Genomic DNA, 22,145 nt, shown 5'->3' on the forward strand with positions numbered 1-22,145 from the left:
TCAGAGATGTGCATCAGGGTGTCGACTGTCGTCATGGATCAACCGGAGTTTCCGGAGTGCAAACCTCACATCTTCTTTATTGATCAGAAAGTCCTTCGGCCGAGTTGCCGTTTTCCAACAGAAAATGGTCATGGAGAATGCCAGCATGCCACAGAATGCGATACTGGAACTGATGGCCGATCCGAACACTCCGTAATAAGGAATCAGCAGGTAGCCCGAAACAAGCAGACTTATCAAACCGGTAAAAGAACTTCCCGCACTGTAACGTATTTTCCCGCTTCCGTTAAAATATTGGCACAGTATGCTATTACAAGCCAATGCAATGATTCCGGCTGACAGTCCCGTTATGACGTGGCGCATTCCTGCAAACTCGGCACTGAACAAATAATCCGTATAAACCCATTCCGGGATCAGAAGAATGCAACCGGTCGCAAGCGTCACTGCACAGAAGGTTAGTTTGAAGAACCGGAGTGTAATCTGTTTTTGCTCATCGGGATTAGACGTCTGGGCAACGCGGCTGTACGCGATAAAGCCGATGCTGCGATTGATATGCCAGACGCTTTCGGATATCTTGGTTCCCGCATCCAATAGCCCGACGCTTCCCAAACCGGCAAACCGTTGGATCATAAAATAATTGAGGCGAGTAGTCAGGATCTCGGCAATATTGTCCGCACTTCCCCAAAGCCCGTAGGCGAACATCTCTTGCAAAAGAGCGTATCGGGAGCGCCCCTTCCGGGGATCTGCCTCTTTTTTGTTCAGAAACGGCAGGAGAAGGAACAGGCTGACAAGGAATGCGATGCCGTTTGTGAGATACATCCCCCACAGGTAGGCTCTTACATTCTGTATCTTCAGTCCGTAATAGAGGAGTAGCAATATAAAAAATAGTAATCCACCCTGCAGGACGAAGGTCAGGTTGAACCCGAATATCTGATTTTTCCCTAACAGGAAACGGGAGTTCGCCGCAACGAGGGAGGTCAGGATAGAAAGAATATAGATGTCAAGGGCATACCCATCTGGAAGTAGTCCTAAGACAGCCATACAGCCGCAAGCGATGCCAGCACCGACCGGTGTCCAGCAGTAAGAAGGCAGAAACACGGCTTGCATGGAATAGCGGTTCATGAAATAGACGATCGTATTTCCCGCCAATATTCCGCAGAACATGGTGGCAATTCCAACTATCGCCAGGATCAACCCGACCAACCCGACTCCTTCGACTCCCAATACCTTGGCATTGATAAAGATCAACGCCAGGTTCAGGGTGGCAATCAGATAGCGTGTGCCGATGGTTGTGAAGAGATCCTTCATGATGATAATTGACAATTAAAGAAATTCATGTGATGGAGACTTCTCAATCGTCAACTGGTCGAGTAGCTTGATATACATATCGATTGCTTCCCGTATCTCCATCAGGCCGATATATTCGTCGGCGGCATGAGAACGGGCAGAGTTCCCCGGTCCGATCTTGACGGAAGGGAAGTGCATGAGGGCCTGGTCGCTCAAAGTAGGCGAACCGAAAGGTTCTTTTCCCATCATGACGGCACGGCGTACGAACGGATGTTGCAAATCCGTACGGGTAGAATTGAGGCGGAAGCTGCGGGCTTTTATTTCACAGCCGACCTGCGGCTTGATCAGTTCAAACAGCTTTTCGTTGGGGTAGAATTCGTTTGTCCGGATATCGACGGTGAATTCACAACGGTCCGGAACGACATTGTGCTGTGTCCCGGCATGAATAATCGTGACACTCATTTTCACCGGTCCGAGGAAATCGCTTTTTTCCGGGAACTGATAGGTGTTGAACCATTCGATATCTTTCATGGCAAGTGTGATCGCATTGATCCCTTCGTTCCGAGCAGCGTGTCCGGCCTTACCTGTACTTACACAATCCAGCACCATCAGTCCCTTTTCGGCTACAGCCGGTTGCATGCCGGTCGGTTCGCCGACAACGGCGAATGTGATAGGAGGGAGGTCGGCAAGAGCGCTTTCCAGCCCGTTCTTGCCAGAAACTTCTTCTTCGCATGAAGCCAGGAAGATCAGATTGTAGGGTTGTTCCTTATCGGACAATACCCTGAATGCTTCGTACAGAGAGACTACGCTCGCACCGGCATCGTTGCTTCCGAGACCGTACAGACGCTCGTCTTCCGTCTCTTCCGGATTGAACGGATCTTTTGTCCAACCCGAAGCCGGTTTGACAGTGTCGATATGCGAGTTGAGCAGCAGAGTAGGTTTGTCCAGATCAAAACCGGGAGCAATCAGCCACAGATTATTTCCCTTGCGATTCACCTTATACCCGGCCTTTTCCCAGCTCTGTCCGAGAAAATCCGCCACATCTCCCTCTTCCCTGCTGAAAGAGGGACGTGAAATCATCCCTTTTAATAAGTCTATTGCGTCGTAGTACATGATATATTTTATTCCGTTAATATTTTATCCACCGTCTCCCGGTCTTTTTTCAGTTGGTCGATCAGTTGGTCGAGGGTGTCGAATTTGATGTCGCCTCGTACGTGTTGTATGAACGCGACTGTTATTTCTTTATTGTAGATGTCGCCGGAGAAGTTGAGGATGTTTACTTCCAGTGTGATATTGTCTCCGTTGTCCAAAGTCGGGCGGTTACCGATGTACAACATACCCTTGTAGCACAGCCCGTTCAGATACACCCGAACGGCATACACACCGATACCCGGAATAATCTTGAAAGGCTCGTCCACCTGGATATTGGCAGTCGGGAAACCTAATTTCCGGCCAACCTTATAACCGCTGACGATGCTTCCCCTTAACCCGTAGGGGTAAGTCAGCAGATGAGCCGCCTCTTCCACCCGGCATCCCGAAAGAAGTTTCCGTATTTCGGAAGAGCTGACGGCCGCTTCCCCTTCGCTGTATCGTGAAGCCTTGATGACCCGGATACCGCAAGCCTTGCCATACGTTACATATTGCTCGAAGCCATCCTCGCGGTTATGCCCGAAACGGTGGTCGTAGCCGATCAGCAGCGTCTCCACATGCAACCGGTCCGCCAATACGGTCGTGATAAATTCTTTTGCCGTCAGGCGGGATAGTTCGAGAGTGAAGTCCAGCACGATACAATAGTCGATCCCGGTGGAAGCCAACTGTTTCAACTTCTCTTCGAACGAATTGAGCAACTTCGGTTGATAGTCGGCGTGCAAGACTGCGCGGGGATGTTCGGGAAATGTAATGACGGCAGAAGGCAATCCGGCGGCTTCGGCCACCTGTCTCAGCTCGTGAATCAGAAAACGATGTCCCAAATGAACTCCATCGAAAAAACCGATAGTGGCTACCAGCCTTTTCCCTTCCAATGTCTTTGTGTCTCTTACAACTATCATCTTTGGTTCTTGTAATTATCGTAACAAAAGTACATAAAAACTGTGAGTAATAATAATACGGAAATAAATCGTACATTTGGAACGTGATTTGGACAAAAAACATTTGCATTAAATTTATATGAAGAAAACATTTATCTCCTTATTGTTAATCGTATTTGCCGTATTTCAGGCATACGCCGCCTCTTCCTGGAAAGAGACAAGAACGGTTGTCTTTACCCCCTCGGGAAGTGAAAAAACACATCTGCTCCAACCTGATCAGAGTATCTCCGAAACCGTCACATTCGGACAGTCCGGAATCCCGACGCGGAAATTCCTGCGTGTAATCGGAGGAGTGAAGATGCCTGCCCCTTTCCAAAGCAGAGGAGAGGAAATGTTTCGCCGGTCCGAGTTCTATATTGACGACAACCTGGATTCGGTGATCCGTAAAAAGGACCGTTATTCGCTTTATTTCAAAGGCGAAGACAATAATTTCGAGCGCCATGCCTATTACCGCATTTCCGGCAAGTTGCTGAAGCCGGGTGAACTGACGGTTACGCTGCCGGTCGTGAAGAAACAGGATTTGGCTGTTTCCGGCAATGGCGATTTCGGAGTCGAGATCGAACTGTTCTACCGGAAACCGGGACGGGCGGCTGACGATATTTATGACAAACCGGATTCCGTGCTCTACATGCCGGTTCCGGAAGGTACGGGAAAATACCAAGCGGTGTCTGAGACATTCACGTTGCCGGAAAATGTGGCTTGCGCTTTCCTGCGTATCGGCGGGACGCATTTCAGCGGTGAATGCTGGGTGGAAGCTCCGCGCCTGATGCAGAACAAGAAAACGGTTTGCTCCATACCGTTCACCAAGTTTGCCCAAAAACCGGACAACTACAACTACTGGATCGGCTGTAACCTTGCAACCCGCAGCTGGCCGATGTGGAAACTCGAATTTAACGAGGAGACGCTCTTCGAAGGAAACATCTTCGATCGCGCTTCCGATGTGGCAGATTTCTATATCCCGCTTCCGTCTACCTTGCAAGGCAGTGGCGAGATGAAGCTGACGCTCCGGAAAGAGCCGCATCGCGCCGCTTATCCGTATGAACTGCGCGGTCTGGAGATCATCGAAGAGGCCGCACGTGATTTCGAAGTCATTTCCGTACCCGAATATGTTGCCAAAAACGCCTCTTTCGGCATATTGGTGGAGACGAACAAACCGAATGTCAGCCTCAAAGTGAAGGCAAACGGAGCAGCCGTACCTGCCGAGCAGGAATGCCTGTTTGAAACCCCCGGCCTGCATGTCGTGGAAATGCGTGCAGGCGAGGCCGGCCATGCCATTCCGCTGGTGTTTGACGACGGCAGCCGTACGGAACAGGCGCAAATCCGCCAGGTGATCGACAAGGAAGCAGAGCAAATCTATCTTTCGTCCGGTGACGAAATCTATATCGACAAGCAATACACGCCGTATGATTATTTCTTCAAATGGTATATTTCCAACCGGATCGGCAACTGGTATCAGTTCCGTCCTTCCTACCAATGGAGCGGTTTCCGCGTTGCCGACCCTGCCGTGATCGGCCACTACACCCGGTTGTTGGATCAGTTGAAAATACCGTACGCCTGGCAAGCAGAAGGACGTACGTTGGCAGGAAGCCGGATCAATCCTTCTTTGGAAACATTGGCTTCCCCGATGTTCCGGGGCAAGCAGGCGCATGAAAATGACGGCGGCTACTATTACTGGCAGCATTTTCTCTACCAGGGAGTCTTCTCCGATATGGCTGCCCGTAACCGTCCCTATGGCGGAATCTTTGCCAAACATCGTCCGATTTATACTGACCACGGCGTCTTTATCCATTATGATCCGGAAGGAGTGACGGATATGGCCGACGGCGCCCGCAAGCTCGTTGCCAATTTCCGCTATTCCAAAGGCCCGAGCACGCGTCATACGGGACCGTCCACACTATTCCGCTATCTGTATCAGGCCGGTTACGACTGGCTGGGAGCCGAACAGATGTACGGGCCGGAAGAAATCATACTCTCTTCCCTGCGTGGCGCATCCCGCGCCTACAGTCGTCCGCTTTACGGGACGCTTCATGCCATGCAATGGGGCTCAGGGCCGTTTACCGATCCGAAACATTCCCTGCGGCTGTATATGTCGCTGGCTGTTGCCTATATGCACGGTTCTTCCCACATGAATACGGAAGAAGCCTTGTGGACGGACGAATATATGAACGACCGCTATTCCGTTTCCGGCAAGGAACACCTGTTTGCCCAGCACCAGATGCTCGATTTCGTGGAGACGCATTCCCGCCGTGGCGACTTGAGAAGCAATATCGCTGTGATCCAGGGACGTAACGATGCCTGGAAATCATTCGGTCGCGGCAGCCTGTGGTCGCAGAAAGGCGATAAATGGAAGTTCAACAAGGCATGCGAAAGCTTCGACCTGCTGAATGTCTTTTATCCGGACAATATCGTGGATGGTTGCGGGCCGGAAGGTTGGTTCACATCCACCCCTTACGGCACGGTCGATCTGCTGCCAGTCGAAGCACCGCAAGACGTGATGGACCGGTATAAGGCGATGATCTTTCTCGGATGGAACAGCTACGACGCGAATGATTTCCTGCGTATCCGTGATTTTGTATTCAAAGGAGGGACACTGTTGCTCACGGCAGCCCATCTGAACGAAGAGTTGCAACCCGACCAGGCGGTCCGTTTCCCGGCCGACGATGCGGTTATCCGTGAGATGTTGGGAGAAAATTACCGGCAACTGACAGCTAAGACGGAGATCGCTTACGGTTTGGGGAAAATCGTCTATTTCCCTCAAAAAAACTATCCCGTCGAAGCAACGCTGAAAGCCGACTATGTGGCAGCCATGAAAGAGATTGCAGCGAAAACGGTTGCAGAAGAAGCAGACAAAGGTTGGATGGAAGCGGCTCCTTCCGTCGGTTTCACCGTTTGGGACAGCTCGGACCGTCGTACGGTCTATCTGTTGAATGCCGATTGGGCGAGCGATCAGGAACAGCATCCGGCAACCTTTGTATATAAGGGTCAAAAGTTCCCGGTAGCCGTACGCCGTTATCACATCGAAACGATTCATTGTGCCGACGGTTTGGCTGTTATGCCGGCTTCCAACACAACGGATATCCTGTCTGTCAGCAGAAAAAGGAATGGCTGGACTGTTAAGGTTCAGACCACCGGAAGCGATGTTGTTCAATGCATGAATGCTATCACCGGAAAGGTTGAGCCAGTAAAATTCAATAACCCAGGTGTATATGAGGTGTTTATCAATGAATAATTGGATTTTTTGGTTATATTTGCAGATATGGGGAATGCATCTTTGGATATTATAGATCGATATCAGCATATTTATATGGAGTATGCCCCGATGTTGATACGCTTTGCAGAGAAATTCGTTTCCGGTTTCTTTGCCGAAGATATTGTCCATGATGTATTCCTGAGACTATGGGATAAGCAGGTATTCCGTCTCCCGGAGAATGACCTGAAACGGATTCTTTATGTCTCCGTCCGGAATGCCTGCTTGGATTACCTCCGCCGGATGAATATAGAACAAGAGGTCATCGATCATCGTGCCCTTCAGCTGAAATTGGACGAACTTGACTTCTTTGAGGCTTCCGACGAACTTTTCATGCGGGAAGACCTCCTTGAGCTACTGATGAAAAAGATAGCCGAGTTGCCTGAAAGAAGCCAGGAAATCTTTCGAATGTCTTATATCGAAGGCCTGAAAGCGGCCGAAATAGCCGAACGCCTGAATCTCTCCGTCCGCACGGTCGAGAACCTGCTCTATCGCTCCCTCCTTCATTTGCGTAAGAGCTGTTCGAATCTGTTCCTGCTTATCTTCCTTTTATAACGGAATCCCGTGCATTGTTCCGATATGTGGTCGGCCTTTTCTTCGTCAGTCGACAAACTCGCCGGAAGGAGGATTCATCCCTTTTCTCACTCCCCACTTCTTATTGGGGCGGTTTCCCATAAATAACTCCAATGTCCCGCCGTTTATGACATCCTCATGAGTAAACCAAGTCTTTGTATATTGAGCGCCATTCAATTTTGCGGATTGAATATATTTATTTTCCTGCGAGACTCCATGAGCAATCACGGTGAACACTTTCCCATTCGCCAATCGAATCTCCGATTTGTCGAATAGAGGACTTCCTATCGTATAAACAGGCACTCCCGGAGAGACCGGATAAAAACCTAATGCGGAGAATACATAGAAAGCCGACATTCCACCACCATCTTCATCACCGCAAATACCCATCAGGTCATTCCTGAACCAACTTTCCATCAGCATACGAATCCGTTTTTGCGTCTTCCATGGTTGCCCGGCATAGTTATATAGATAAGGAATGTGGAAACTCGGCTCATTTCCCATCACGAACTGCCCGACATTGCCCGTGGCATCCGGGTGAAGAGCGTAATATTGCCATTTAGCCATTTTCATATCCTCGACAAACAACTGGTCCAGCCTCTCGATAAAAGGCGCATTACCACCGAAAAGATCAATCAAATCCTGAATATGATGACGCACATCCCAATTATAAGTCCAAGCATTGTTCTCATCAAAATAAGCCCTGGCTCCGATACCCCCGGAAAAAATGTAGTCGAAAGGTTCTATAAATTTCCCCTCCTTATCCTTCGGATGGAAGAAATTGGTCTCTTTGTTAAAGACATTCCGGTAGTTGTAAGAACGATCCTTAAAGAAACGATAATCCTCCTCTTTCCCCAAGTATTTAGCTAATTGGGCGATACACCAATCGTCGTAGGATGCGGCTGTAGTTACGGCTACCGCTTGTCGCTGTTCAAATGGACTTACCTCCGTAAACTCTTCTTTTTCGCCCGGATGCAAAGCCGGGAACCAACCATTCTTATGGTAAAAATCATCCAAAGCAGTTTTAGGCCCCCGATACCAAGGGATCATCGACTCTGTCATCACCGTATGTTTCATTCCTTCGAAAGCCTTTTCCACGTCAAATCGCAACCCTTTGTTTAAAGCATCCGCAAAAACACTTGCCGCATGATTGCCGTTCATGTAATGCGCATCTCCAAACACACAAGGGAAAGTAGGTACCCATCCGGATTGCTCATACATCCGGATATAAGACGCTAATTTTTGTTCCTGAGCCTCCGGATTTAATAGCACTTGCAACGGATGAAGGGCCAGATAAGTATCCCATACCCAATCATCCACCCAAAAATCCACTCCGTTATCTTCATGTACCTTACCATCATACGCACTGAAATATTTTCCCTCTTCGGAGATATTGACCATTCTCTCGTGTGTCCGGTACAAAGCGGTATAGAATGTGGTCTTTTGATCCTCTGTCCCTCCTTCAATCTTTATTTTGCTCAACACGTCGTTCCATTTCTCCCGAGCTTGCGAAGCTAATTTTTCTACGTTGAAGTCTTTGATTTCATTATACAAATTACGTTTGGCCTGTTCTATCCCGATATAAGAAATTCCATAACGAACATTCACCTCATTCTCCGACGCCGGGAATTCGGCAAATACCAAAGAACGAGAGAGGCTGTCGACTTGAATTGGACGGGCATCAAACTCCAAATAGAAATAGTGTTTTATCCCGGCGAAATTATCATATCCGCACAAAGCTCCATCTTTTATATCGATCTCTCCTCTGCCATTGGCTTTCAACAGGAGAAACCGTCGGTCCGAGTCCTCAAACCGGAAACGATAGATCGCGGATTTAGCAGCTGGAGCAAAATCCACCCCTACGGAGAAATCATCCAAATACACGGAATAATTATAAGGTGTAGATTTTTCATGATCATATCGATACTTTAGATTCTCGTCGAAATCTTTGATATCCCCTCTGTAAGGCAACAGCAGCAATGAATAGCCTTGCCTATGGGAAGGGCTGTTCAGAGCCAGTCCTTCCATACGATCCGTTATAAATTCATTATGAGTTGGAATCATCCGCAACATGCTGTTAGGCAGATGAGTAGTCGGGTAAGTAGGCACAAGCAGATGGCTGATATTCCCAATCCTGTTATTCACATAATCCACGGGTGTTTTTTCTATTTCACTTATGCAACCACATAATAATAGAAATAAAGCTGTCTGAAATAATAGTTTCTTCATGAGATTGTATTTGATAATAGCGATTCCCAAACATCTATCTTACTACAAAGATGGAAAATTAAAATTGATGAAGCAAAATTTTTCCAATCAGACTCAAACTACTTGCCGACAATTGTAGGCTTGCATCCGGCGTATTGATCCTGTCCGTCGCTTGCAAAAAAAATGACAATATCCCCACTAAAATCGTATTTATACTGTAAGTGTTTGATTATTATAGAAGTAATGAAAATGCCAGTTTATTAAAAAATATTACCCTATAGGGAAATTTGAATTAAACAGGGTAGAAAACCAAATTAGATGCAGTAGTAGTTTCGATTCGAACCAATGGCTTTTTGGGGAATATGACAATAACTATTAAGGTCGGAGAAAGACGGTCTGTTTGATTTTTGTGTTTAGTTCTCAATGATTATCGGGTGGACTATGATAAGGTTTATTACAGAAAATAAAAATTAAGCAAAGCCTCTTGTGCGGTCGGCTCTCTTTTTTGTAAAGTTCTTCAAAAAGAATACTTGCCTTTAACATTAAGAGAAGTGTCGGTTTGTCGTGAAAAAGGGATTGTTGGTTGTTGATTTGATTGCTTTTTATATGTTTTGCCGACATATGTATATATCGTGGTGGAGCATGTAGCTATAGGAATGAACGTTTTTAATATCTTTTATTAAAGTCGAAAACCTTTAAAAGGTAAGATTGTCTCAGTTCCTATCTGTTCAAAAGATCGTTTATCCTATGAGTATCAAAAGAAGTGTAATTGTAAAGTGTTTGCTTTTTAGTAGATTGGATGATGTTGTAGTCCTGGAAGAACTATGGTATTTTTTTATATCGGGGGTAAATGTACGGGAAAAAAGTCATATTAGTGTTTTATTTATATAAAAAATATATCACAAAAAAGCTTTAGAAATATAATTGCTTGAAAATAAAAGCTCCAACTTGTAAAAAAGTGTATGATCCTTCTTTTGTGGGTAAGATATCAAGATTTTATTTTTGATATTCTTATACCTGCTATGTTTATGATATGCAGACTAAGCATGTGTCGGTCTTTGGTTTAACATTCGGATGCGATAAGCTTGAGTTTAGAGCGAATTGCTGTGATAGGAGCTGCTACTTTAGAATAATCGCCATAGTTCTTCCAGAACTAATTATTGTTAAACTTTAAATTATCCAAAGCATGGATTTAGTATCAAAGGGAAAAAAGAAGCGGAAACGGATAATAATCCTGCCACTCCTTGCCGGAGTTATAGGATATTATCCATTAGAGACCAGTGCTACTTTGTACAACTATCCGGTGTCGGAAGTCGCACAAAGCAAATCTCTCACGAAAAGAACTGTACAAGGAGTTGTGTATGATGCTGTGACTAACGAAACGCTGATCGGTGTGAATGTCCGTATAAAGGGAACAAGCCAAGGAACGGTTACCGATATGGATGGTAAGTTTTACATCGATGTCACCGGTAAAGATGAATTGATCTTTTCGTACATCGGCTATAAAGAGCATGTTGTGGAAGTCGGCGATTTGGGTGTTATCAATGTGAAAATGCAATCCGACAACGAAATGCTGGATGAAGTGGTCATTGTAGGAGCAGGTACACAGAAAAAAGTATCTATCACAGGAGCGATCACTTCGGTTGAAGGTATAACCTTGAAAACGCCGACTTCTTCGCTTACCAATTCGTTTGCGGGAAAACTATCCGGTATCATCGCAACGACAAGTTCCGGAGAACCCGGACAGGCTTCAACATTTTATATCCGCGGTATCAACACTTTCGGAGGGGTGGCAACTCCTTTGATCTTGCTTGACGGAGTGGAAATTTCCAGTGGCGACCTGAACCGTATTCCGGCAGAATCCATTGAAAGTTTTTCTTTGTTGAAAGATGCATCTGCAACAGCCATCTATGGTAATCGAGGAGCTAATGGCGTTATGTTGGTGACAACCAAAAGCGGATCCGAAAACATGAAGACAACAATCAATGTTTCTTTGGAAACGTCTTATTTCCATCCGATGAACAAAACTGAATTTGCCGATGGACCAACGTTTATGCGGACATACAATGAAGCGGAACAGGCACGTAGTTTGACGACGATCACGCCGAGATATACGGAAGAGCAGATCATGAATACCTTGAACGGAGTTAATCCTTATGTCTATCCCGATGTCGATTGGTACGACTTGCTGTTTAAAAAAGGCAACCTCAACCAACGTGCCAACGTCAACGTGCAAGGAGGCGGCTCGCGTGTAAGATATTATATGAGTTTGCAGGCCAACCATGACACAGGCTTGCTGGATGCTCCGTCTGACTATTATTACAATCCTAATATCAACAACTGGGAATATAACTTCCAAAATAACATTTCATACAAGCTGACCAATACGACGACTATTGATATGCGTATGATAGCGCAGATCGGCAATAAGAAAGGCCCAAACTATAGCGTTTCGGATCTGTACAAAAGTGTTATGACTGCAAACCCTGTTTCTTTCCCTGCCTATTTTCCGGGTGAAGATGGGGATGAACGTCACATCTATTTCGGAAATACATTGATTAAATCGGGAAAATACGGGCAAAATCCCTATGAATACATGATGAGTTCGTTTAAGGAAAACAACTATAACACGTTGAACACATCCATTGTAATCAACCAGGATTTCAGCTTTCTTACGAAAGGGTTGAGTGCAAAAGTGCTGGTCAATTTCAAGAACTATTCATCTGCAAACTACAACCGAACGATCGAGTCTTATTTCTATGAAGTAAAGGAAGGCTCTTTTAATCCTGAAACAGGAGGGTATGAACTGAACTTGTTGCGTACGGGTGAAGATTTTATCCGTCAGTCGGACATCAGCAAAGCCTCTGACCAGACGTTCTATTTGGATGCACGTGTAGACTGGAAACGTAGTTTCGGTATGCATAACATGAGTGCCATGTTCATGTACATGATGCGCGAATACAGGAATAGCATCCTTCCGAACCGCAACCAGGGCTACTCCGGCCGTCTTACGTATGATTATTCTAACAAGTATCTGGTAGAATTCAATTTCGGCTATAACGGTTCCGAACGCTTGGCGCGAGAAGACCGTTTCGAATTCTTTCCTGCTGCTTCTGTCGGTTGGGTTATAAGCAGTGAAAAGTTTTGGAAACCGCTCTCCGATTATATCAGTCATTTTAAAGTTAGAGGATCTTATGGGTTGGTTGGTAGTGACTCGTTCAATGGGGATGCCCAGCATTTCTTGTATCAAAACCAAGTCGGCATAGGTAACGGTGCCAGCTATATAACCGGTTTGCCGACTAATTCGATAACCAGACAGGGACACTCGTTCAACATCCTTGCCGTGCAAAACGCCAGTTGGGAACATGTCAAGAAATTGGATATCGGGGTTGACTTGTCTCTGTTTAACCAAGTGAATATCACGTTCGACTATTTTCGGGACCATCGCGACCGTATTTTGATGAAACGCGCCTCTTTCCCAAAAATTCTGGGATATTGGGGATCTACGCCTTGGAGCAATATCGGGGAGGTTATCAACAAAGGTGTCGAACTGAGCGTAAATTGGAATAAGCAGATAGGAAGGGATTGGAACATCGACTTTAGGGGCAACTTTACCTATAACCAGAACAGATACGAGTATGTGGACGAACCGGACTATCCGTATGTATGGCAGACCAATACCAACAAACCCTTGAACACACTGAAAGGTTTTGTTGCAGATGGTTTGTTTACCAGCCAGGAAGAGATCGATAATTGGGCCGACCAGTCTCAATTGGGCAGTAACATCATGCCTGGCGATATCAAATATCGGGATATAAACGGCGACGGGATCATTAATAATGAAGACAAAGTCCTATTATCTTCTTATAACAATATACCTCGTATTCAATATGGTTTGGGACTGAATGTCAGATACAAGAAGATTGATTTTGGCGTATTCTTCAATGGTTCGGCAAAGCGTAAGCTTATGATCAATTCCGGTTATGCGCCTTTTATTGCTTCCGGTGGAGACGGGAACAATACTGAGACCCTATCTCGTAATTTGATGCAGTGGATCGCGGATGAGCATTGGTCGGCAGACAATCCGAATCCTAATGCCATCTATCCTCGATTGGGTATTACCGATGCCGATATCAAGAACAATACGCAAGAAAGTTCCTATTGGATACGCAACGGCAACTTCATTCGGTTCAAGACATTGGAAGTCGGCTACAATTTCCCGCATTGCCGCGTTTATTTCACCGGTGACAACTTGGCCGTTTTTAGTCCGTTCAAATTATGGGATCCGGAACTTGCCTGGAATGCATATCCGTTGCAACGGACGTTTAATATTGGAGTTCAACTTACATTCTAATTAATTGAAAACATGATGATAAAAATTAAAAACAAGATGGAAATCTTAAAATATATCGGCCGCTTCATAAAAATGATGTTACCGGCCTGTTTACTGAGTTTGCCTGCCTGCAGCTATTTGGATGTCATTCCGCCGGCACAAGCAGATTATGAAGACACGATGAAAGACGAAGCAACCACATTGGCGTTCCTTTTTACGGCCTATTCGTATGTTGCAGATGTAAACCCTTTCATGTATACCAACATTGAGAATTCGGCCGATGAGATTGTCCACCCCAAGGACTGGGGAATTGCAGAACAGGAAATGCTGTTCGGAAACATTTCTGCCTCCAGCGATCCTGCCAAATGGGAGAATATCTACAATTATATCGGTTATGTTCATTATTTTACCGAGCAATTGGAGAAACTCAATCCTGTCGGTGTGACAGAAGAAGACAAAAATCAATATCGGGCCGAAGCTCATTTTTTGGAAGCTTACTATCATTTTCGGGCATTGGAAGCTTTTGGCCCTTGCCCGATCATTCCGGCCAAAATGGACCAGAATATATCAAAAGAGGAAATTCCCGGACGTTCGCATTTCGATTATTGTGTCGATTATATTGTAGGCAAGTTGGATGATGCTGCCCAGGTCTTGCCCGCCGTACGTGATATAGCAGATCTGGGACGTGCCGATGCTACCATCTGTAAATGTCTGAAAGCACGTGTGCTCCTATATGCCGCTTCTCCTTTGTGGAACGGTTCGTTTTACAACAAAAGTTGGCAAAATTCCCATTATGAAATTCCTGAGTATGGGAATGCCTTGGTCAGCATGACATACGACAAAGCGAAATGGGACCGAGCTTTAGCTGCCTGCCAAGAGGCCTTGAATGCGGCAGAAAGTGCCGGCTACAAACTGTTCGACATCAAAACAGCTAATCAAATTGCCGATCGGCAGAACGTCCCTCTTCCGTTTATCCCCGGAATGGAAGACGATACGGAAGATAACCGGGAATTCAAGGAACTTGTCCGCATGTTTCAATATCTGTCCACCGCGACCGAAGGTGACAACAATAAAGAGATTATTTGGGGACAGATCACGAAAGACAGCAAAGTAACTGACTCGAATCCCAATATCAGCCGCTTACCGGAAAGATGCATCAAGAAGAGTGATAATAGTTGGGCAGGAGGCTATAGCGGTTGGGCTCCAACCTTGAATGCTGCAAAGCGCTTCTATACCATAAATGGAGAATTGCCGGAGAAAGATACGCATTTCTATCCGGAAAGCCAATGGTACACCCGTTATCACGAAGGTGCGTCGAGTCCGGAAAAAACGGAGGACTTGGGCGACAGCAACGTGCAAAACGATATCGTCAAGTTTAACGTCAATCGGGAGGCGCGTTATTATGCGTGGATCGCATTCGACGGCGGACAGTATTCACCGATCCTGAGGAATGGAGAGCCACTTTGGCTGGATTTTAAAAATTCGAAAACCAATGGCAACAGGTCGGGACTGCGTAATGCTGCCGGGACAGGTTTTCTGACGAAAAAATTCGTCACTCCGGATCTCAAATATAACAATACCGGTGGGCTTAGCGGAAGTCGCATACGGGCGCCATTTATTCGATTGGCCGAATTGTATTTGAATCTGGCAGAATGTTATGCTGCTTTGGACCGAACCGGTGATGCTCTTGCTCAATTGAATGTCATTCGCCAACGAGCCGGTGTCAAGGAACTGACTCAAAACGATTTGTCGACCATGAGTTTGACCGAATGGATTCGCAATGAACGTTTTGTCGAATTGTATCAGGAAGGCCATCGCTATTACGACGTACGTCGTTGGTGTATCGCTCCGGATGTGTTGAAGGCTGGCGTGCGCTATGGAATGAACGGAATGGTTATCGACCCGTCTTTTGAAGAGTTTAATCAGCCGACATTAATCAATCAGCCGATCCGATGGAATAACCGGCAGTATTTGGCTCCGATCTTGAATAGTGAAATATACAGTAATCCGCAATTGGTACAGGCTCCGGGTTATTAATTATAAAAAGTAATTTGTATGAAAACAAAATATATATTGGCTGCAAGCGCTTTTGTTTTATTGGGCGCATGCGATGAATCAGAATATGAATTGGAAAATTTGGTTCCGGAGCAATACCATAAAGTGTTATACATAAATAATTCCGGGACAATCGACATGATCCTGTATAATACAGGGGAAGACAACACCTGTAAACTTTCCATCTTCAAAGGAGGAAGCCAGTCGGAACAGACAGCCGATGCAATCATCGGAGTATTGGAACAAGATGTGGTCGACAAAACTTACAGTGAGCCAGAAATGGTTAATTACAAGGTCTTGGCTCCGGAATGTTATTCGATAGAGACGACCGAATTGCACTTTTCGAGCGAAGATCGTTTCAAAAACGTGACAGTGGCCATCCATGTCCCGGAGGTGGAAAAGACGATTGCTCGGAATCCGGGTGCGATATGTGTACTGCCTTTGTACCTGTACAGCCGGACAGATTCTGTAAACGAGTACAAGAACGAGACATTCATCAAAATATCGGAAGTTCTCACGCCGACATTAGGCTTTATGAGTACCGGAATTGACTATCAAACCTACACGGTGGGTTTCGATATGGAAACCGCTAAAATCGAATTCGGGCTTGATACGGACAATAGCTGGGATATCGATTGCATGTTTGAAGTCGATCCCGATTTTGTCGCCGGATATAATGCCGAACACGGAACTTCTTTCGTCGTGTTACCCGAAAAGAACTATTCGTTCGAAAAGGAAATAACACTTTCCAAAGAGAAAAAATCCATTGACCTGCCTGTCACGATTAACGGGAACGGATTGCAACCTGTCGATTATTTATTACCCGTACGCGTCGTGGATGTCTCTCTTTTCGGCATATCCGAGACAACGAATATTTATCTGTTGGCTATCCGTGTGATCGGCAATCAATTCGACCGCTCCAACTGGTCTATTACAACCAATACGGAAGAAAAGACCGGTGAAGGAGCAAACAACGGCGTAGCCACTTGCCTGTTGGATGGCAACATCAATTCTTTCTGGCATTCGCAGTGGAGTGGAGGATCGGTAAATCTGCCTCACGAATTGACTGTCGATGTAAAAGAAACAGTCACTTTCTCCCACTTCGGGCTGATGGAAAGGCAACACGCTTCTTACAAAGATGTGAAAGCCGGAGAATTCTATGTCAGTTCGGATAATACGAACTGGACATTGGTCGGAAAATTCGAAGCCAAACAGGTTTATGAAAACCAAGTATTCCCTGTGACCCCGACTAAAGGACGTTACTTCAAGATTCGAATCACGGAAAGTAACAGGGAGCAAAACTCATCGTTGGCCGAGATTTATGCCTACGGTACAAAATAGCCGGTGACAAAGCTGTGTAAAAACATCTTTATCACGATCTTTCAGGCACGGATTATACGGATAATTTTCCGTGTAATCCGTGCCTAAATGATTTTACCTTTTTACCACAATGCCACTTTTCTTACAATACCCAAATCTTATCCTTCATTGGAATGTTTGTTTGGATTGTCTCCGGTGAAGGTGACCGGAATAGGTGAAGGCACTTTTATCCTTTGGGTTCACCTGTTAATGGACTTATAATTAGATCACTATACATAAAATGTGAAGGCAGTTCTCGGATTATGGCGGAAAAATCATTTTTTTGTGAGTATTTTTTCTTTCCCGTTCGTTATGTATATATAAGAACCAAGTTAACCATGTGTCGACTTTGTATCTACATCTAATAATTGAAAGTGAAAATGGAAAACGAACATTCGGATTTAATCATCGGGTATTTGCAAGGACGGCTACAAGGCCGGTCTTTGGACGATTTTTATGTCTGGGTGAATGAAAACGCGGAAAACAAAAGGTTGTTTTTCGAGACCAAAGCGCTTTACGAAGCCAGCCTGCCTTTTCATAAGGCTTCTGAAATACATGATAGTTGGCTGCGCCTTCTCGATAAGAGAAAGTCCCGCCAGCGCAAAAGGTTCTCCCTGTTAATACGCATAAGTACTTATGCGGCAGTGGCAATGTTTGCCACTGCGATTACTTCTATTGCGTTTGTATTTTCTTCAAGAGAGTATGGTACCCAGATTACTAGTTATGTCGGTGGAAATGGAATTGAAGCGGATGTTATTGTGTTGCCAGATGGAACACGTGTTAGTCTCGGAACCCAAACTTCTTTCTCTTATGATTCTCGTTATGGTAAATCTGAACGTGTTGTACAACTGGAAGGAGAAGCCAATTTTGAAGTTACCAAAGAAAAAAATAAACCTTTTATTGTCAAAACAAAAGAACAGTCTATCGAAGCTCTTGGAACGAAGTTCAACGTTTCTGCTTATCCGACCGATTCGCTCTTGACTACGACATTGTTAGAAGGTTCTGTCCTGTTGACCACGCAGAATTTGTTACATCCTACAATCCTAAAGCCTAACGAGCAGTTTATTTATAATAAAAAGACACAATTGACTATCCTGCAACAGGTTGATGCCAACCAATTCGTTTCGTGGACGACTGGGTATTATTTTTTCCCCGAACAAAGTCTTGAAGCTATTTTGTATCGGTTGAGCCATGTTTATGGTGTACAGTTCACTATCGAGTCGGAAACACTGAGCCGACGGACATTTACCGGAACTTTTTATCGCGGGCAAAGTATTAAAGACATCATGGAGATTATCCATCTGTCAATACCAATTCGGTATAAGATCGATGATCATCATGTAACAATATCAGAAATCTAAATAAAAACAAATGCTAATCTTAGTAGAAAATATGAATACCAGTTAGTCCTAAGCAAAAAAGAAGAGAAAATCTTGCCGGATCTTCTCTTCTGAAAGTGTGAACAATTAAACTCCCATTGCCGTGGGATTGTGTTTAATCTTAAAAACATTCAAAAGTATGAATAATCAACGTATAGTTGTTTCTCTTAACCTGAAAAGAACTATAAAAATCATGAAATTAACCGTGTTAATGTTGGCTGTTTGTCTGTCGAGCGTGGTTGCTTCCACTTATGCACAAACTACCACTCTAAATGTTTCAGCTAAGAATGAAACTTTAGAAAAAGTATTGAAACAGATAGAAAAGCAGTCCGAGTTTCTGTTTTTCTATAATTTGGAAGAAATCAACAAGAATGAAAAGATCTCTATTAATGAAAAGAATGCCAACATTCAAACAGTATTGAATGCCATTGCTGCTAAAACAGGTTTGAAATATACGATCAAGGATCGTCACATCGTCCTGACTTCCGAAGTCGTTCCAGCGTCTCCTGCTGTGCAACAGCAGGAGCGCAAGGTGACCGGTACTGTAAATGATGCTTTCGGCCCTGTTGCCGGAGCGAACGTCATCCAGAAAGGTACGACCAACGGTACGACTACCGACATGGATGGTAACTTCTCCATCGAAGTCCCGGCCAATGCGACTTTGCAGATTTCCTTTATCGGATACATTCCACAGGATATAGCTGTGAAGAACCAGAGTGTGATCAACGTCCTGTTGAAAGAAGATACGCAGGCATTGGAAGAAGTGGTAGTTGTCGGTTACGGTACGATGAAGAAGAAAGACTTGACGGGTGCGGTCGCTTCTGTCAAGATGGACGACACTCCTGTCGGTACGGTTTCTTCTATCAGCCACGCTTTGGCTGGTAAAGCAGCCGGTTTGTAGGTAAGCACGATCAGTGCGCAGCCAGGTGGCCAGTCTACTTTCCGTGTACGTGGTGCTGCCTCTTCCGATAAGGCCGGTAACGATCCGTTGATCATTATCGACGGTTTCCCTGTTAGTACGCCGGGTTCTTTGGACAGTGGTAACCAATATAAGGATGGCAACACGGATAACATCTTGGGTTCTATCAACCCGAACGATATCGAATCTATTGAAGTCCTGAAGGATGCCAGTTCTACGGCTATTTATGGTGCGCGTGCCGGCAACGGTGTGATCATTGTAACGACAAAACGCGGTAAGAGCGGTGCTGCTAAAGTTCAGTATTCAGGTTCTGCTTCTGTTCAGCAGATTGCCAAATCGTATGAAATGCTTGATGCTTCCGGTTTTATGCAAGCGACAAACAACTATAATCGTGAATTATGGTTGCATACTAATAAAGTTGGTATTTATGGTGGATTGTCTGAGTCTGAAATTTCGACTCCTTTTGTTCCGACTTATACCGATGCACAAATTGCAAATCCTACAAACAATACAAACTGGTTTGACGAAATTTCTCGTTTGGGTTTCCAGACTTCTCATAACTTGTCTGTTACCGGAGGTAATGACAATACAAAGTATTTGGTTTCCGGTAACTATTTCAAACAGGACGGTGTGATCAAGAGCAACGCAATGGAACGTTATTCAGTCCGTGTTAATTTGGACCAGAAATTGAGTAAATATGTGAAGATGGGAATAAACCTGAATGTTTCACGCAATGAATATGATAATATTCCATTAGGAAATGGAGAAAATGAAAATGCAGGTATTTTGGTTTCTGCCGCTCAGTTCAACCCGACACTTCCAGTTCGTGACGAGAATGGTGATTATTCGATGAACTCCGATGCCTCTTTTTTGCCGAATCCTGTGTCTTTGTTGGATATCACAGACAAAACAACAAAAGAACGTTTGTTAGGAAGTATATTTTTTGAAGTTCGTCCGATTCAAGATTTGTTATTGAAGGCAAATTTCGGCATTGACCGTAACTATCAGAAACGTAAACAGTACATGCCAACTACGACTCTTTACGGAGCCAGAGAGAATGGTTCAGCTTATGTCGCTCAGGGGGATAATTCCGATTACCTAATGGAATTGACGGCAAGCTACACGAAACAGATTGGCGAACATAACTTCGGTGTATTGGCTGGTCATTCTTATCAGTTGTTTACATACGAAATGTTGTCAGGTAAAAGTAATGACTTTATTACAGATGGTTTCTTATTTAATAACTTAGGAGCTGGTAATGCAAAACGTCCGACTGTCGGTTCAAGTGCAACGAAATCTCGTATGGCTTCATTTTTCGGTCGTGTGAACTATTCATTCAAGGATCGTTACTTGCTGACTGCTACTATCCGTACGGATGGTTCTTCCAACTTTGCTGAAGGTAATCGTTGGGGTGTTTTCCCTTCAGTTGCTGCTGGATGGAGATTCACGGAAGAAGAGTTTTTGTCTCCGTTGAGAGATGTATTATCTAATGGTAAATTACGTTTGAGCTATGGTGAAACCGGTAACTCTAACGTCGGCGATGTGGCTTACAGCTATTATAAGGTCGGAGATCGTAATAATATTTTCGGAGGCTCAATGATCAATGGCGTTTATCTGGATCAACTGGGCAACGGTAATGTGACTTGGGAAACGACACGTGAGTGGAACGTCGGTTTGGATTTAGGATTTCTGAACGGACGTATCAATGTAACAGCTGAATATTACCATAAAATAATCTCGGATCTGTTGAACGAACGAACATTGCTTTCTTATAACGAAGTCAATAAACTGATTGCAAACGTTGGTAAAACACAGAGCCAAGGCTTTGAGTTGACAATCAATACGACAAATATTCGTAACAGAAATTTTGAATGGACTTCAGACCTGACATTTTCTTTGTATCGTGACAAATGGAAAGAACGCGATCCGAACTGGAAACCGAATGCTTATAGTGAGTATAACGGATATATCCGTACGTTTGCAGGTTATTTGTCGGATGGTCTGGTTCAGCCGGGAGAAACAATCGATCATATGCCGGGTGCACTGCCTGGACAGGTAAAAATCAAGGATATAGATGGCTATGTATATGAAGCTGATGGTTCGATCAAGGTAGATAAACACGGTATTCCGATGAAGACTGGTCAACCTGACGGCAAACTGGATGATGCCGATAAAGTAATTTACGGAAGCAAGGATCCGGGATATTTGTTGGGATTCAACAATACCTTACGTTATAAGAACTTCGATTTCAATATTTACTTCTACGGACAGTTTAACAAACTTTCAGCCGGAAGTTATAAGAAACAGTGGTTGAGTAATAATGTAAATGATTTACGCCGTGGTTATAACCAACCGACTTCTATTAGTGATCTTTGGAGTTCTGCTAATCCGAACGGAACATTACCGGGGTATTTCCAGACAGAAAGTGCGTATGGAACAGGCGACTATTATTATGAAAAGACATGGTTTATCCGTTGCCGTAATATTACATTAGGTTATAATATTCCAATCAAGACCAGCAAACACATTTTGTCCAATGTACGTGTATACTTCGATGTGAACAATCCGTTTACTATTACTCCGTATACAGGTCTTGACCCCGAAACTGATGTCTCAAGTGATAAGACCGATGCTTCACAGTTGCAATGGGCATATCCGAACGTTCGTACATACAGCTTCGGTTTGGATATTACATTCTAAT

General features: G+C 44.7%; 10 protein-coding genes and 1 pseudogene. 7 read left to right on the plus strand and 4 right to left on the minus strand.

The window, feature by feature from the left end; all coding sequences use genetic code 11:
- Genes BQ9893_RS17220 through ribF form a run of 3 tightly spaced genes read right to left on the minus strand, consistent with a single transcriptional unit; the run spans position 1 to position 3,332 of the window.
- Positions 1-1,305, minus strand: coding sequence for a lipopolysaccharide biosynthesis protein (locus tag BQ9893_RS17220; protein ID WP_081415485.1), 1,305 nt, complete (start codon positions 1,303-1,305; stop codon positions 1-3).
- A gap of 15 nt (positions 1,306-1,320) precedes the next feature.
- Entirely contained in the window at positions 1,321-2,397 is a 1,077-nt protein-coding gene (locus BQ9893_RS17225; protein WP_075967065.1) for a M20 family metallo-hydrolase, read from the minus strand.
- Between the two features lie 8 nt (positions 2,398-2,405).
- On the minus strand, positions 2,406-3,332 hold the full coding sequence (gene ribF / locus BQ9893_RS17230) for a riboflavin biosynthesis protein RibF (RefSeq protein ID WP_075967066.1): 927 nt from the start codon (positions 3,330-3,332) through the stop codon (positions 2,406-2,408).
- Between the two features lie 118 nt (positions 3,333-3,450).
- Here ribF and BQ9893_RS17235 point away from each other — a divergent pair, with 118 nt between their 5' ends.
- Both BQ9893_RS17235 and BQ9893_RS17240 read left to right on the plus strand, forming a co-directional pair.
- A complete protein-coding gene (locus BQ9893_RS17235; RefSeq protein ID WP_075967067.1) occupies positions 3,451-6,600 on the plus strand; it encodes a hypothetical protein in 3,150 nt (1,049 codons plus the stop codon).
- A 27-nt stretch (positions 6,601-6,627) separates the two neighbouring features.
- Positions 6,628-7,173 (plus strand): RNA polymerase sigma-70 factor, encoded by a 546-nt coding sequence (locus BQ9893_RS17240; protein ID WP_075967439.1) that lies wholly within the window; start codon positions 6,628-6,630, stop codon positions 7,171-7,173.
- 45 nt (positions 7,174-7,218) lie between these two features.
- Here BQ9893_RS17240 and BQ9893_RS17245 read toward each other — a convergent pair whose 3' ends face one another.
- On the minus strand, positions 7,219-9,420 hold the full coding sequence (locus BQ9893_RS17245) for a GH92 family glycosyl hydrolase (protein ID WP_075967068.1): 2,202 nt from the start codon (positions 9,418-9,420) through the stop codon (positions 7,219-7,221).
- 1,165 nt (positions 9,421-10,585) lie between these two features.
- On the opposite strand from BQ9893_RS17245, the gene BQ9893_RS17250 reads away from it, so the two are divergent.
- From BQ9893_RS17250 to BQ9893_RS17270, 5 genes and pseudogenes are all read left to right on the plus strand, one after another.
- Positions 10,586-13,753, plus strand: coding sequence for a SusC/RagA family TonB-linked outer membrane protein (locus tag BQ9893_RS17250; RefSeq protein WP_075967069.1), 3,168 nt, complete (start codon positions 10,586-10,588; stop codon positions 13,751-13,753).
- A gap of 36 nt (positions 13,754-13,789) precedes the next feature.
- The gene (locus tag BQ9893_RS17255) at positions 13,790-15,769 is read left to right on the plus strand and encodes a RagB/SusD family nutrient uptake outer membrane protein (RefSeq protein ID WP_075967440.1); all 1,980 of its coding nucleotides are present in this window, start codon (positions 13,790-13,792) and stop codon (positions 15,767-15,769) included.
- Between the two features lie 18 nt (positions 15,770-15,787).
- Complete coding sequence (locus tag BQ9893_RS17260; protein ID WP_075967070.1) at positions 15,788-17,128, plus strand: BT_3987 domain-containing protein; 1,341 nt, start codon at positions 15,788-15,790, stop codon at positions 17,126-17,128.
- A 398-nt stretch (positions 17,129-17,526) separates the two neighbouring features.
- Positions 17,527-18,507 carry a FecR family protein gene (locus BQ9893_RS17265; RefSeq protein ID WP_075967071.1) on the plus strand — a complete coding sequence of 327 codons (981 nt, stop codon included), beginning with the start codon at positions 17,527-17,529 and terminating at the stop codon, positions 18,505-18,507.
- A gap of 157 nt (positions 18,508-18,664) precedes the next feature.
- Positions 18,665-22,144: pseudogene (locus BQ9893_RS17270) on the plus strand (TonB-dependent receptor).
- The last annotated feature ends 1 nt before the right edge of the window (position 22,145 follow it).

Source organism: Parabacteroides massiliensis, from assembly GCF_900155425.1.
Lineage (GTDB): Bacteria > Bacteroidota > Bacteroidia > Bacteroidales > Tannerellaceae > Parabacteroides > Parabacteroides massiliensis.

Bases quoted from the DNA above. Each gene is read 5' to 3' on its own strand.
- BQ9893_RS17220 (WP_081415485.1), bottom strand. From the start codon at position 1,305: ATGAAGGATCTCTTCACAACCATCGGCACACGCTATCTGATTGCCACC.
- BQ9893_RS17225 (WP_075967065.1), bottom strand. From the start codon at position 2,397: ATGTACTACGACGCAATAGACTTATTAAAAGGGATGATTTCACGTCCC.
- ribF (WP_075967066.1), bottom strand. From the start codon at position 3,332: ATGATAGTTGTAAGAGACACAAAGACATTGGAAGGGAAAAGGCTGGTA.
- BQ9893_RS17235 (WP_075967067.1), top strand. From the start codon at position 3,451: ATGAAGAAAACATTTATCTCCTTATTGTTAATCGTATTTGCCGTATTT.
- BQ9893_RS17240 (WP_075967439.1), top strand. From the start codon at position 6,628: ATGGGGAATGCATCTTTGGATATTATAGATCGATATCAGCATATTTAT.
- BQ9893_RS17245 (WP_075967068.1), bottom strand. From the start codon at position 9,420: ATGAAGAAACTATTATTTCAGACAGCTTTATTTCTATTATTATGTGGT.
- BQ9893_RS17250 (WP_075967069.1), top strand. From the start codon at position 10,586: ATGGATTTAGTATCAAAGGGAAAAAAGAAGCGGAAACGGATAATAATC.
- BQ9893_RS17255 (WP_075967440.1), top strand. From the start codon at position 13,790: ATGGAAATCTTAAAATATATCGGCCGCTTCATAAAAATGATGTTACCG.
- BQ9893_RS17260 (WP_075967070.1), top strand. From the start codon at position 15,788: ATGAAAACAAAATATATATTGGCTGCAAGCGCTTTTGTTTTATTGGGC.
- BQ9893_RS17265 (WP_075967071.1), top strand. From the start codon at position 17,527: ATGGAAAACGAACATTCGGATTTAATCATCGGGTATTTGCAAGGACGG.